This window comes from Desulfobaculum sp., from assembly GCF_054921475.1.
The window spans coordinates 1-12,574 of the sequence record NZ_JBUDSW010000093.1 but is presented as its reverse complement, the minus strand read 5'-3'; the positions used below and the strand labels follow the sequence as shown (position 1 = coordinate 12,574).

The window sequence follows — 12,574 nt, the reverse complement described above, 5'->3', positions numbered from 1 at the left end:
GGATTTGAGAGGAATCCCGTCTCCAGCAGAACCGACGGCATCCGCGCCTTGCGCAGCACATAAAAGTCCGCGTGCTGGGCGCCCCGGTCGGCAAAGGGTAAGCCCTCGGCCAGCCGCGCCTGCATGCGCTGGGCAACCTGCGCGCCAACGCGCCAATACCGCCGCCGCTCAAAGCGAAACACAATGCCCTCAAGGTCCAAAAACTGCTCCCTGCGCGGCACCGGACCATCAAAGCGCACCACGGCGTTTTCATAGTCCGCGAGGCGCCGCGCCTCGCGGCTGGAGGCCGTTTCGGAGCAGGAATATGTTTCGAGGCCGTGGGCCGCCGCGCGGGTGCTGGCATTGCTGTGCAAGGAGAGAAAAAGGTCCGCGCCAAAGCGGTTGGCCGCGGCGGTGCGAGCGGAGAGAGGAAGATACGTATCCGCGCTGCGTGTCAGGGCCACAGACAAATGCGGGGCCACGCGGCGGAGTTCCTGCGCGGCGTAGCGGGCGACGGCCAGATTGACGTCCTTTTCACGCAGACCCTTCGGCCCCACCGCGCCGGGGTCAAAACCGCCGTGGCCGGGGTCCAGCACAACGCGCCGGATGCGGTATCCCCCGCCGGGCGGAGCGTCACCGTCATGCTGCGCCGCATAGGCTTCGCGCTCCTCACGGGCGCGGCGTTCCAGGGGCGTTTCCCCACGCGGAGGCGCTGGAGGGGGCGCCGCAAGGGGCTGCTGGCCCAGCATGTCGAGCATCATGCGGGAATAGGCGTCGTCCGGGCGCAGACCAAGGGCGCGGCGAAACGCGCGCGCCGCAGGGGCGCGCCGCTCCCGCGCCCACTCGGCGCGGCCAAGGAGGCCCCACAGCCATGCATCGTCCGGATTCAGACGCACCGCCCGGGTCAACAGCTCCGCCGCGCGCCCAGCCTCGCCAGCATCCAGCGCCTGCTGCGCGGCAAGGCCAAGGTCCAGCGCCGGCCCGGCCGCCATGGCGCGCCACGGCGTCACCGCCGCGCCGCAGGCCATAACGCCAAGCATGCGCAAAAGCTGTCTTCGACCACGCCGAATGCCAAACACCATGCCCACTCCCTGTGCCGCCGCAGACGCGGCAGGCGTCAGTGGTTCCGGTGGGTTGTCCAAAAAGCGCCCCGCTACCGGATGAAGCGCCCGTCCGCCGCCACATGACGGCGCCACGCCGCGCCTGCGCCGCTGAAGGCGGCATAAGCCGCCCACCTGCGACGACACGTGCAAAAACCGTGAAAAACGCCGCCAAACGCGCCGTGAAACATCCACCTCATGCACAGGCGGTTGCCCGACTCCCTACCGTCTGATAATCATTGATGAAAACACGGTTGCGCCGGGAGCGCAACTTCCCCGTGCAATCATTTGGATACATGGAAGAAAACACCGGCGGCCCGCCCGCCGAGGAGGCCTAGATGCTTCTCTACCTCATGCAGCACGGCGCGAACCTGCCCAAAGAGGCCGCGCCCGACGAACCCCTCAGCCCCATCGGCGTGGAACAGGTGAGTAAAACCGCGCTGGTGGCCGCCGAACTCGGCATCGCCTTTGATACTATCCTCACCAGCCCCAAGCTCCGCGCCCGCGAAACGGCGGAGATTATAGCCCGCGCCACGGGCTTTCCCGAACAAAGCATCATGACCACGCCGGACGTCAAAGCCATGACGCCCGCCCACCAAACCGTGGAGCGCATTGACTCACTGGTGGACGCGCACTCCGTGCTCATCGCCGGACACATGCCCAACCTCGCCAAGCTGGCCAGCCTGCTCATCACCGGCGACGACCGCCAGCGTGTCGCCGTACAGAATTCCGGCCTCATCTGTATTGAAATACCCGGCCCCCGCGCCCGCCACGGCACGCTCATCTTTAGCCTGACGCCCAAGCACATCGCGCTGATGGCCAAGGGCGTGCGCCGCCGCATCTAGCGCCAATTTTTCCTGCGGTGGCGGCGGGGCACAAAAAAGTCCCGAAAAACTCACGCACAACTCGTGCGCCGCACCGCCCCCCCCTCTCCGCCCACAAAAAACGGCGTCGATCCCTCAGGACCGACGCCGTTTATTCTGTCTTTCGCCGGAGACGCCCGGCTAGGCAAAAAACGCGGTAACGCGCTCTATCATGGCCTCGTGCTGACCGGGGCGGAACCATTGGATGTCCTTGTCCGCGTTGAACCACGTCAGCTGGCGCTTGGCATAGGCGCGGGTGTTCTTGCCCCACAGCGCCTTGGCGGCTTCAAGGTCAAGGTCGCCGCTCAGATACGCGTGGAGTTCCGCGCAGCCAATGCCGGACCAGCCAGCGGCCTTGGGGTCCGCGTTGCGCTCCATGGCGCGGCGGGCCTCGTCCAGCGCGCCCATCTCCAGCATGGCCTCAATGCGCGTGTAGAGGCGCGGCGTCAGTTCCGTCAGGGACACACCGACGCCCAGCTTCAGCGCCGCAAAATCGCGGGTGTCCGCCGTTTCCTTATGCCACTGGGACAGCGGCTTGCCCGTGGCTTTGTAGACCTCAATCCCGCGCATGATGCGCTGGCGGTCGTTAGGGTGCAGGCGCTCTGCCAGCGCGGCGTCCATCGCCGCAAGGTCGCGGTGCAGGGCGTTGGGGCCGCGCTTTTCGCAGTCCTCCTGCACACTGGTGCGGATGTCGTCCGGTATGGGCGGCACCGGGGCAAGGGGCTGCAAAAGAGACCGCAGGTACAGCCCCGTTCCGCCCACCATAATGGGCAGCTTGCCGCGCGAGTGCACCTCGGCAATGGTTTCAAGGGCCATATCGGCATAGGCCGCCGCGCCCAGCTTTTCATGCGTCGGCAAAAAGCCGTACAGCAAATGCGGGCACGCGGCGCGCTCCTCTGGCGAGGGCTGGGCCGTGATGATAGGAAAGTCCTCGTACACCTGACGGGAGTCGAAGTTGATAACCTCGCCGTCAAGGGCCTGCGCCACGGCAATGGCGGCGCTGGTCTTGCCCGCGCCTGTTGGGCCGGGAATGCAAAGAAGCGGTGTGGGCATGGAATCCGAAGCTGTGGTTACAGAGTTGATGGTCCGTTCTCCTCGCGCGCCTTTTCGGCAAACTTCTTGTACACGCGGGGAACGATAAGGTTGGGGATAAGCCCCTGAATATTGCCGTCGAGGGACGCGGCCTGCCGGATGATGGACGAACTGATGTACATCCACTTGTAGTCCGTCATCAGGAACACGGTCTGGATGCTGCGGGCAAGGCGGCGGTTCATGAGCGCCATCTGGAACTCGTACTCAAAGTCGCTCACCGCGCGCAGGCCGCGAAGGACCACGCTGGCGCCGCGCTTGAGCACATAGTTCACGAGCAGGCCGGAGAAGCTCTCCACCTCCACCCGCGGATTGTCGGCAAAGACCTCCTGCGCCATCTCCACGCGCTCCTCCAAGGTGAAGAGCGAATTCTTGCCCGTATCCTGCGCCACGGCGACGACCACCTTGTCAAAGATGGTCAGCCCGCGCTTGACGAGGCTGACATGGCCGTTGGTGAGCGGGTCAAAGGTGCCGGGGTATACCGCGATAACTTCGCCCTTTTTCACGCCCTCTTCTTCCATCAGTTCTTCTTCCATACCACTATCCTTGTCTGTCCGTAGAGCCTGTCCGTCACGGTTTCCAGACGGGGGCTTACGGTGTCCGGGTCCAGTTCGAGACCGCTTTCCACCTCGGCCAGCACAAAGGCGTCGTCTGCTATCCACCGGTTGCGCAGGGCCTTTTCCAGCGCGGGGACGAGCAGATCCTTGCCGTAGGGCGGGTCGATGAAGACGAGGTCAAACGGCGCATTCGGCGCAGTCGCCAGCACCTTAAACAGGTCCTTGGGCAGCACCTTGGCGCGCCCTGTGCCAAGGCCAAGGGTCTTGAGGTTGCCATTGATGCATGCGGCGGCCTTGCGGTTCATCTCCACAAGCATGGCAAACTCCGCCCCGCGCGAGAGCGCCTCCAGCGCCAGCGAGCCACTGCCCGCAAACAGGTCCAGAACCCGCAGGTCCTGCCAATCCACGCCGCGCGCTTCCAGCATGGAAAAGATGGCGCCCCGCACCTTGCCTGTGGCGGGCCGGTACCCCGGCCCCTCCACGGAGCGGATGGAGCGCCCCTTGAATTCTCCGCTAATGATTCGCATTCGTTACACTTCCGAAATGAACTCCATGAGTTCCTTGTTGATGGCAAGCAGTCTGTCGCGCAGGTCCGTCTGGTCCACCCATGATTTCTCCTGAATGGTACCCAGCCTCTCGCGCATGTCGCGCAGTTTGGATTCGGCGTCCGAGAACAGGTAATCCCAGTTGATGCTGGGATGCGCCCGCTCTTCGTCCACTTCCACCTCCAGCGGCAGGCCGGGCTTCATGGTGCAGGTTTCCAAGTAGCCGGGAACGTGCACCGACAGCCCAAAACGCTCCTCAATGAGCGACGCCAGCGTCTTCTGGGCGGAATTCTCGCCGTGCACGAGGAAGACCTTCATCTCCGGCGTGCGGAAATGCTCCAGCCACTCCAGAATTTGGCTCTGCCCCGCGTGGGCGGAAAAGCCGCCAATGGTAAAAACCTTCGCCTGCACGGCGATTTCCTCGCCGAGGATACGAATCTTTTCCGCGCCGTCAACGATTTTACGCCCCGGCGTGCCCTTGCCCTGAAAGCCGACGAACACAACACTCGCGCCCGGACGCCACAGATTGTGGCGCAGATGGTGCTTGATGCGCCCGGCGTTGCACATGCCGCTGGCGGAAATAACCACCGCCGGACCTTCGCTCTGGTTAATAGCCATAGACTGCGTGGTCTCCGGCGTCAGCTTCAGATTGGGGAGCGAGAGCGGGTCCTCCCCGGCATCAAGGATGGCGCGGGTGGCCTCGTCATAATACTTTGGATATTTTTGAAAGACCTCCGTCGCGCGGATAGCCATGGGACTGTCCACATACACGGGCATATCCGATGGAAGCCTGCCGTCCTTCTCCAGCAGGTAGAGGGTATAGAGCACCTCCTGCGTGCGCTCCACGGCAAAGGCGGGGATGATGACCTTTTCGCCGTGCTTGTAGCTCCACGCGATGGCCTCGGCCAATTCCTCGCGGCTTTGGCTGGAATCCTTGTGATTGCGGTCGCCGTAGGTGGACTCCAAGAACAGATAATGCGCGTCCTGAATGATGGTCGGGTCCTTGACCAGCAGCTGGTCCGGGCGGCCAAGGTCGCCGGAAAAGACAGCCTTGAACTCGCCGTCATCCTCGGTGACGCACAGCTCAATAAACGCAGAGCCAAGGATATGCCCCGCGTCCCTGTAGCGCACGGACAATTCGGGAAACGGCGCAAACGTTTCGTTGTATTCCACGGTCTTGATCAGAGAGAGTGTCTTTTCCGCGTGCGCCATGGTATACAGAGGGTCTACGGTCTGAACGCCGCGCCGGGTGCGCTTGCGGCTTTTCCATTCGGCTTCCATCTGCTGAATGTGCGCGCTGTCGCGGAGCATAATCTCCAAAAGGTCACGGGTGGGCGGCGTGCAATAGATGGTGCCGGAGAAGCCGTCGCGAACCATGCGTGGCAGCAGGCCGGAGTGGTCAATATGCGCATGCGTGATGAGAAAGAACTCCACATCGCGCGGGGCATAGGGGGCGGTATTCAGGTTGCGCTTGTCGATTTCCTTGTTGCCTTGATGCATGCCGCAATCCACGGCAAAGCGGTGGCCGGCGGTCTCCATCATATGGCACGACCCCGTAACAGTCTGCGCGGCCCCGAGGAACTGAACCTTCATGCGTACTCCCGGCGTTGTCTCCGCCTAGCGGAGATTCATGGATGATTTCTAGTTTCAAAACGAAGGGAAACGATATATCCACATCTTTGAGCCATCATCATGAGTTACCCGACACACTCATGTCATGTAAAGAACGGTCATTTGAAGGAGTTAACGTGACTGACCAAAGACAATACCTCATTGACGAACTTTCCATGCGCGAATCGTGGCGACTGTTCCGCATCATGGCCGAGGTCGTAGACGGCTTCGACACAATGAGCGATATCAAAAACGGCATTTCCATCTTCGGCTCGGCGCGCATCAAGCACGACGACCCGCTCTATCAAGATACCGTAGAACTCTCGGGAAAGCTCGCCAAACATGGCTACAGCATCATTTCCGGCGGCGGCCCCGGCCTGATGGAAGCCGCCAACAAGGGCGCAAAGGAAGCCGACGGCGAGTCCGTTGGCCTGCACATCCAGCTGCCCATGGAGCAAGGAGCCAACCCCTACTGCACCACCCGCGTGGACTTCCGCTACTTCTTCGTGCGCAAGCTCATGTTCATCAAATACGCGTCGGCCTACATCGCCATGCCCGGCGGCTTTGGCACGCTGGACGAGCTGTCCGAGGCCCTTGTCCTCATTCAGACCCAGCGCATCAAGCGCTTCCCCATCGTGCTGTACAAGTCCGACTACTGGAACGGCCTGCTGGATTGGTTCAAGGCGCGCCTCGTTGAGGGCGGCTTTGCCAAGGAACAGGACCTTGAACTCATGACCATATGTGACACACCGGACGAGGTGGTGGACTTTATCACCTCCCACGTTGCCGTAAACGGCTCCAAGCCCGAATAAGGGCGTATTTCGCACATCCTCCCGCGTGGCGGTCCACACAGGGCCGCCATGCGGAATTTCGCGCAGGGCTGGCCGCTTTGGCCCCGGCCCGCTCCAACCACGCGCCAATCAGCCACACACGCCAAACGCCCATAGAGACGCCGCCATGCCGACCGCCATCCCTTGTGCCCACCTGCCTTTCCGCCACACCGCGTTGGCTCCCCTGCGCCGGAGGGCCGCGTGATGACGAATCAAGGCAAGGCCTACGCCTACGGCCTCATGACGGTGCTTTTGTGGAGCACGGTGGCCTCGGCATTCAAGCTGTCGCTGGCGCACATGGACCACCTGCAACTGCTGTTCTACTCCTGCATCTTTTCCACGCTCACGCTTTTTGGCGTGCTTGCCGCGCAGGGCGGCATTGGCAGGCTGCTGGCTTTTTCCCGGCGGGAGTGGGCGGTTTCGGCGGCGTTCGGCCTGCTGAATCCGTTCCTCTACTACGTTATTTTATTTAAGGCCTACGACCTGCTCCCAGCGCAGGAAGCCCAGCCCCTCAACTATACGTGGGCGGTGACGCTGGCGCTCCTGTCCATTCCGCTGCTGGGCCAGCGCCTGAGCCTCAAGGACCTTGCCGCCATCCTTGTGAGCTATTCGGGCGTGGTGGTCATCAGTACGCGCGGCAAGCTGACGGACATGACCTTTTCCGACCCGCTTGGCGTGGCACTAGCCCTTGGCAGCACCATCGTCTGGGCGCTGTATTGGATTTACAACACCCGTGACGGCCGCGACCCCGTGGCCGGACTGACGGCAAATTTCCTCTTTGGCACCGTGTATGTGACGGCGGCGACGCTGGCACTGAGCTCGCCCGTGGTGGCCGACGTGCGCGGCATTTTGGGCGCGGCCTATGTGGGCGTGTTTGAAATGGGCATCACCTTCGTGCTGTGGCTAAGGGCGCTTAAGCTGACCTCCTCCGCGGCCAAGGTGGGCAATCTTATTTTCATTTCACCATTTCTGTCGCTCGTGCTCATCCATCTGCTGGTGGGCGAGGAAATCCGCTCCTCCACCATTGTTGGGCTGGTGTTCATCATGGCAGGCATTGCCCTGCAACAGTACCGCCCGCGCCGCACGCGCACAGCGTAGCGCCACCACAGCACAGCGCGCAGACTGCGCAGCACGAATTGCGCCCCGCGCGGCGTTGTCCGCGTGCGTGGTTTCTGATACCACAGGCCGGGTCTGCGGGACGCCAGCATCGCGCCGCGCCCCGCCAGACGAACACAGGCCGCACCATCCGGCCATAAACGCCACAACGCAAACGGGTTTTATACTCGAATGAACATAGTCTTCGTCAACGCCACCCGCCGCTTCGGCGGCGTTAAGGCTTGGACTCTCGACCTCGCCGCCCAGCTTGAGGAAATGGGGCACAAAGCCGCCATTTTCTGCCGCCGTGGCGCGTTTCTGGACAAGGCCCAAAAGGCCGGGCTGGATGCGCACGCCATCAGCTTTGGCTTCGACTACAATCCGCTGACGGTCTACCGCTTCGTCCGCTACTTCACGCAGCATGCCGTGGACGTGGTGGTGGTGAACGTGGGCAAAGACCTGCGTACCGCGGGCGTTGCCGCGCGCCTGTGCGGCATCCCTGTCATCCACAGGGTCGGCCTGCCGCGCGATATGCGCGACACGCCAAAGGTCCGCAACACCCACCGCTTCATCACGCCGCGCATCCTTGTGCCCTGTGAATACATCAAGGACGGACTGGTGGACGGCATGTCCTTTATCGCGGACAAAGACGTCGCCGTCATCCCCACGGGCAAGATTCCGGCCCCGGAATCCCCGGCCGTGGTGCGTACCCCGCGCCAGCTTGCCGTCACCAGCCAGCTGAATCCGGACAAAGGCCACGCCGAGCTTCTGCACGCCCTCAAGCTCCTCAAGGACCGGGGCTGTTCGTTCCACCTGCACGTTGCCGGAACCGGCAGTGCGGAAAAGGAACTGCGCGCCCTCAGCGATTCCCTCGGCCTCACGGACGAAATCACGTGGTACGGCTTTGTGGCGGACGTGCGGCAGGTGCTGCGCAAGGCGGACATCTTTGTGCTGCCCTCCTTCTCCGAAGGCCTGCCCAACACCCTGCTGGAAGCCATGTCGCAGGGCCTTGCCCCTGTCGCCCGCAACGTGGGCGGCATCAGCGAGGCGTGGCCCTCGGACATCCCGGCGCTGTCCTCCACGCTCATCGCCAAGGACAAAGGCCCCGACGCCTTTGCCGACGCCCTCCAGTCCCTTATCTCGCTGGATAACGAGGGGCTGTTTGACCTGCGCGGCACGGTGTGGTCGTGGTTCAAGGCCAACCATTCTCTGGAACGCCGCTCGCGGCAGTTTGTGGAGATGGTGCGGGGGATGCTGCGATGACCGCCGTCCCCACCATTGACCTTGACGCGGACGCCGTGGAAAAGATTCTGGTCTGCCAGCTGCGGCAGATTGGGGACGTGGTGCTCTCCACCCCGGCCATAAGCCTGCTGCGGCACAAGTTTCCCCACGCGGAAATCCACATGTTGACCATGAAGGTCAACGAAGCCGTCCTGCGCGGCAACCCGGACATTGACCGCCTGTGGCTCATCGACAAAAAAGCCCACAGCAAGCTGACCACACAGGTGGGGTTCTACCTTGAGGTCGCGCGGGAGCGGTTCGACATCATTGTGGACTTTCAGCAGCTTCCGCGCATCCGCAACGTGGTGGCCCTGTCGCGCTTCTTTACGCCGCGCGGCAAGAAGCAGGTGCGCCTCAGCTACACGCCGCCGTGGTACAACCGCCTGTTCTACACACACCACAGCCCCATGCTCAAGGGCTATGCCGCCATGGCCAAGGCCAGCGTGCTGCGCCCCCTTGGCATTGAATGGAACGGCGAACGCCCGCGCGTACACCTGACCCATGGCGAAATGGCATGGGCCAAGGCGACCCTGCGCGACGACTACGGCGTCACCTCGGACCACGTCCTTATCACCGTGGACCCCTCGCACCGCCGCGCCACCCGCCGCTGGTCCGCCGAGCAATACGGCCGCCTGTGCAAGCTGGCCGCGCAGCAGGACAAGCGCTTGCGCTTTCTGCTCTTCTACGGACCGGGTGAAAAGCCCGACGCCGAGGCCGTAGCCCGCGCCGCGGGCACGGACGCCGTCATCCTGCCGGAAGCCATGTTCACCATCCGCGAGATGGCCGCCCTTATCGCCAGCGCCACACTGCACATCGGCAACTGCTCCGCTCCCCGGCACATCGCCGTGGGTGTGGATACGCCGACTTTTGTGGTGCTTGGCTCCACAAGCGGCGCATGGACCTTCCCCGCGCCGGAGCATGAACACATCACCAAAGGCCTGTCCTGCCAGCCGTGCAACGAGAACACCTGCCCCCTCGGCACCACGGCCTGTCTGCACGACCTTGCACCGGAAACGGTGCTCCCGGAATTGATCAAGCGGGTGAATCGATACAGCGGAGACAACTAAACCGTGCGCTTCATCTTTATGACCTCCAGTTCGTCGCTGTCCGGCGGCACGCGTCAGGCTATGTACTTGGCGCAGGGCCTTATCGCCCGTGGGCACGAACTGACGTTCTTCGTCCCCCACAATGCCCAAATCACCGGGCTGGACAACCGCATTGGCTGGCGCAATCTGCCGGAAAAGCGCGCCCTGTGGCGCGACTTTGTGGAAGCCGCCCTGCCGCCGGAAGGCGAGCCCTGCATTGCCCACGCCTTCCACAACAAGGCTCAAAAACACCTCACATGGTGGAGCCTCAAGTGGAAAAAGCGTGGCGTGGTCTGCGTGGGCTACCGCGGCGTCATCTACCGCCCAAACAATCCCCTGCCCTACTGGTCGCCGGGTATGGACTGTTATGTGGTCAACTCCAAGGCCTGTGGCCGCGTGCTGCGCACCGTGGGCTGTCCCAAGCGCAAAATCGAGGTCATCTACAACGGCGTCCCCGACAAGCGCACCACGGCCACCATCTCCCCGCAGGAGATGCGCAAAAGCCTCGGCATCCCCGAGGACGCCCTTGTGCTGGGCACCGTGGCAGGCAACAAGCCCGTCAAAGGCATGGACTACCTGCTCAAGGCCTTCGCCCAGTCCGGCGTAGACGCCCACCTTGTGGCCGTTGGCGTGCTGGAAAAGCTGTGGAAGGACAAAAGCACGGCCCTTGGCCTGAATGGCCGCCTGCACATGCCCGGACGCGTGGAAAACGTAGCGGACTACCTGCAAATTTTCGACGCCTTCATCCTGCCGTCCCTGTCCGAAAGCCTGCCCAATGTGCTCATTGAGGCGTTCGGCTTTGGCCTGCCCATTGTGGCTTCCGCCGTGGGCGGCGTACCGGAAATTGTAACGGACAACGGCCTGCTGGTGCCCCCGGCCAAGGTGGACCCGCTGGCTGGCGCCCTGCGCCGCATCTGCGAGGACCACACCGCCCGCAAACGCTGGGGCGAGGCCAGCCTGCGCCACGCCGCCGAATATACGCTGGAAAAGAAAGTCGAGCGCAGCATTGAGGTCTATAACCGCCTGCTGACGCGGCGCGGCTACCCGGCCATCAGCTAGCGCGCCCCTCCCCCAAAAAACACAAACCGGCCGCATCCACCAAGGTGGATGCGGCCGGTTTCATTTCATGCGCCGCCGTGTATGCGGCGCTATAAATTATCCATGGCGTGCCATAACTCGCGGGACGCGATGGCGGTATCAAAGCGGCGCTGCACCTTTTCACGGGCGCGCTGGGCCATCTCGCTACGCAGGTCGTTTTCCCGCGCCAGCAGGCCCACAAACTCCGCAAAGTCGTCCGGCGTCTGGGCCAGAAAGCCGTCGCGTCCATGGGTGATAACGTCGCGGTTAAAGCCCACGTCCGACGCCACAGGCACCACGCCGCAGGCCATGTACTGCATAAGCCGCACAGGACACTTGCCGCGTGTGTATTCGCTGTTCGGCATGGGCATCAGGCCAATGTCCATACTCTGGAGCAGCTCCACCTCGCGCTCCTCGCTCCACGGCGCGAATTCGCCGGCGAACTCCTCCGGCGGCACGTACTCATCGCCGGAGACCACCAGCACGCGCACCAGCGGCGCGGCGGGCGTCAAATCCGTAAACAGGTCCGGCAAGGTGTACTGATTGCGTGTGGTGCCCATCCAGCCCACAACCGGGCGGCCTCGGCGCTGACGCTTCGCCGGGGGCACGTAGACGGATGTATCCACCGGGGTGGGCAGCATCAGGCACGAGGACGACACTCCTTCCACCGTTTCGGCAAGAAAGGGCGTCCCTGCGATGACCAGCTTGGCCGCGGCGCAGGTTTTCAGCAGTCGCCGCAGGCGTCCGTCGGCCTGCTTGGGCGCAATATCTCCCTGCGAGGGGTGCGCCGTCCACAAGGCTTCATCAAGGTCCACCACAAGGCGCTGACAGCGCGAACGCAACACGCGCAGTTCCATGGGCGAGGGCAGCATCCGGTGCAGGACAATGGTCCGCACCCGAGGCAATCGCGCGCAAAACGCCAAGCGCTTCAGCGCGGCATCCGGGCACTGGAGCCACTGGATATCACCGCCGCGGGCCTTTGCTTCCTCAATAAAGGGAAAGAGCCGCAGCCGAACACTGGGATGTGTTGCCCCGCACGGGGTCAAACACAGGACATTTGGCATGGTCCGCCCCGCCGCTACAGGAAGTCCGGGTTGATTCCCGCACGGCCCATATGGGTCATAATCTTCACGAACCGTTGCGTGCGCTCATCCACGGGCAGGATGGGGAAGCGCTGGCCGCAGGCCTCGCACCGCACCCGTCCGGCCTGCACAGGCGCAACAAGAGGGACATCGTGATCGCAAAAGGGGCAGGGGTAGAAATATATCAGCTCCACGCCGCGCGGGCGTACGGGCTCAAGCGGTTTTTTGTTCCGCTCATCCATTGTTATGCTTCCTCCACCAGATTCTCACCCGTCATGGCCTCCGGCACATCCGCGCCCCACAGGGACAGGATGGTGGGCGCAAGATCGCCCAGCTTGCCCGGACGCAGGCGCGTGCCGGATGCGCTCTCCTCAATGAGG

Annotated in this window: 13 protein-coding genes; 6 read left to right on the top strand and 7 right to left on the bottom strand. The window is 63.2% G+C overall.

Going from position 1 to position 12,574, the window contains the following annotated elements:
• A partial coding sequence (locus tag ACY69P_RS07885) for an N-acetylmuramoyl-L-alanine amidase family protein (RefSeq protein WP_462327086.1) occupies window positions 1-1,061 on the bottom strand: 1,061 nt, incomplete at its 3' end.
• A gap of 356 nt (window positions 1,062-1,417) precedes the next feature.
• Between ACY69P_RS07885 and sixA the strand changes: the two genes are divergently transcribed.
• A complete protein-coding gene (gene sixA, locus ACY69P_RS07880; RefSeq protein ID WP_462327085.1) occupies window positions 1,418-1,924 on the top strand; it encodes a phosphohistidine phosphatase SixA in 507 nt (168 codons plus the stop codon).
• Between the two features lie 159 nt (window positions 1,925-2,083).
• On the opposite strand, the gene miaA is transcribed toward sixA, so the two are convergent.
• The 4 genes from miaA to ACY69P_RS07860 are packed head-to-tail and all read right to left on the bottom strand — an operon-like array spanning window position 2,084 to window position 5,726.
• On the bottom strand, window positions 2,084-2,995 hold the full coding sequence (gene miaA, locus ACY69P_RS07875) for a tRNA (adenosine(37)-N6)-dimethylallyltransferase MiaA (protein ID WP_462327084.1): 912 nt from the start codon (window positions 2,993-2,995) through the stop codon (window positions 2,084-2,086).
• A gap of 17 nt (window positions 2,996-3,012) precedes the next feature.
• A complete protein-coding gene (coaD, locus tag ACY69P_RS07870) occupies window positions 3,013-3,567 on the bottom strand; it encodes a pantetheine-phosphate adenylyltransferase (protein WP_404845526.1) in 555 nt (184 codons plus the stop codon).
• Window positions 3,552-4,115 (bottom strand): 16S rRNA (guanine(966)-N(2))-methyltransferase RsmD, encoded by a 564-nt coding sequence (gene rsmD / locus ACY69P_RS07865; RefSeq protein ID WP_404845525.1) that lies wholly within the window; start codon window positions 4,113-4,115, stop codon window positions 3,552-3,554. Before rsmD ends, coaD begins: the two co-directional genes overlap by 16 nt.
• A 3-nt stretch (window positions 4,116-4,118) precedes the next feature.
• Window positions 4,119-5,726, bottom strand: coding sequence for an MBL fold metallo-hydrolase RNA specificity domain-containing protein (locus ACY69P_RS07860; RefSeq protein ID WP_462327083.1), 1,608 nt, complete (start codon window positions 5,724-5,726; stop codon window positions 4,119-4,121).
• Between the two features lie 155 nt (window positions 5,727-5,881).
• Here ACY69P_RS07860 and ACY69P_RS07855 point away from each other — a divergent pair, with 155 nt between their 5' ends.
• From ACY69P_RS07855 to ACY69P_RS07835, 5 genes are all read left to right on the top strand, one after another.
• Window positions 5,882-6,556, top strand: a complete 675-nt coding sequence (locus tag ACY69P_RS07855; protein WP_404845523.1) for an LOG family protein — start codon at window positions 5,882-5,884, stop codon at window positions 6,554-6,556.
• A gap of 222 nt (window positions 6,557-6,778) precedes the next feature.
• Window positions 6,779-7,672, top strand: coding sequence for a DMT family transporter (locus ACY69P_RS07850; protein ID WP_462327087.1), 894 nt, complete (start codon window positions 6,779-6,781; stop codon window positions 7,670-7,672).
• A gap of 189 nt (window positions 7,673-7,861) precedes the next feature.
• Window positions 7,862-8,932 carry a glycosyltransferase gene (locus ACY69P_RS07845; RefSeq protein WP_462327082.1) on the top strand — a complete coding sequence of 357 codons (1,071 nt, stop codon included), beginning with the start codon at window positions 7,862-7,864 and terminating at the stop codon, window positions 8,930-8,932.
• The gene (locus ACY69P_RS07840) at window positions 8,929-10,017 is read left to right on the top strand and encodes a glycosyltransferase family 9 protein (protein WP_462327081.1); all 1,089 of its coding nucleotides are present in this window, start codon (window positions 8,929-8,931) and stop codon (window positions 10,015-10,017) included. Before ACY69P_RS07845 ends, ACY69P_RS07840 begins: the two co-directional genes overlap by 4 nt.
• A 3-nt stretch (window positions 10,018-10,020) precedes the next feature.
• Entirely contained in the window at window positions 10,021-11,094 is a 1,074-nt protein-coding gene (locus ACY69P_RS07835; protein WP_462327080.1) for a glycosyltransferase family 4 protein, read from the top strand.
• Between the two features lie 89 nt (window positions 11,095-11,183).
• On the opposite strand, the gene ACY69P_RS07830 is transcribed toward ACY69P_RS07835, so the two are convergent.
• Together ACY69P_RS07830 and ACY69P_RS07825 are read right to left on the bottom strand one after the other, a co-directional pair.
• On the bottom strand, window positions 11,184-12,176 hold the full coding sequence (locus ACY69P_RS07830) for a glycosyltransferase family 4 protein (protein WP_462327079.1): 993 nt from the start codon (window positions 12,174-12,176) through the stop codon (window positions 11,184-11,186).
• A 14-nt stretch (window positions 12,177-12,190) separates the two neighbouring features.
• Window positions 12,191-12,436: a hypothetical protein gene (locus ACY69P_RS07825; protein WP_404845517.1), complete on the bottom strand. Its 246-nt coding sequence runs from the start codon at window positions 12,434-12,436 to the stop codon at window positions 12,191-12,193.
• Window positions 12,437-12,574: the final 138 nt, after the last annotated feature.

What these genes read in the sequence shown, in the direction of transcription:
- ACY69P_RS07840 (WP_462327081.1), top strand. Translation starts at nt 8,929, where the DNA reads ATGACCGCCGTCCCCACCATTGACCTTGACGCGGACGCCGTGGAAAAG.
- miaA (WP_462327084.1), bottom strand. Translation starts at nt 2,995, where the DNA reads ATGCCCACACCGCTTCTTTGCATTCCCGGCCCAACAGGCGCGGGCAAG.
- ACY69P_RS07850 (WP_462327087.1), top strand. Translation starts at nt 6,779, where the DNA reads ATGACGAATCAAGGCAAGGCCTACGCCTACGGCCTCATGACGGTGCTT.
- ACY69P_RS07860 (WP_462327083.1), bottom strand. Translation starts at nt 5,726, where the DNA reads ATGAAGGTTCAGTTCCTCGGGGCCGCGCAGACTGTTACGGGGTCGTGC.
- ACY69P_RS07825 (WP_404845517.1), bottom strand. Translation starts at nt 12,436, where the DNA reads ATGGATGAGCGGAACAAAAAACCGCTTGAGCCCGTACGCCCGCGCGGC.
- rsmD (WP_404845525.1), bottom strand. Translation starts at nt 4,115, where the DNA reads ATGCGAATCATTAGCGGAGAATTCAAGGGGCGCTCCATCCGCTCCGTG.
- ACY69P_RS07830 (WP_462327079.1), bottom strand. Translation starts at nt 12,176, where the DNA reads ATGCCAAATGTCCTGTGTTTGACCCCGTGCGGGGCAACACATCCCAGT.
- sixA (WP_462327085.1), top strand. Translation starts at nt 1,418, where the DNA reads ATGCTTCTCTACCTCATGCAGCACGGCGCGAACCTGCCCAAAGAGGCC.
- coaD (WP_404845526.1), bottom strand. Translation starts at nt 3,567, where the DNA reads ATGGAAGAAGAACTGATGGAAGAAGAGGGCGTGAAAAAGGGCGAAGTT.
- ACY69P_RS07845 (WP_462327082.1), top strand. Translation starts at nt 7,862, where the DNA reads ATGAACATAGTCTTCGTCAACGCCACCCGCCGCTTCGGCGGCGTTAAG.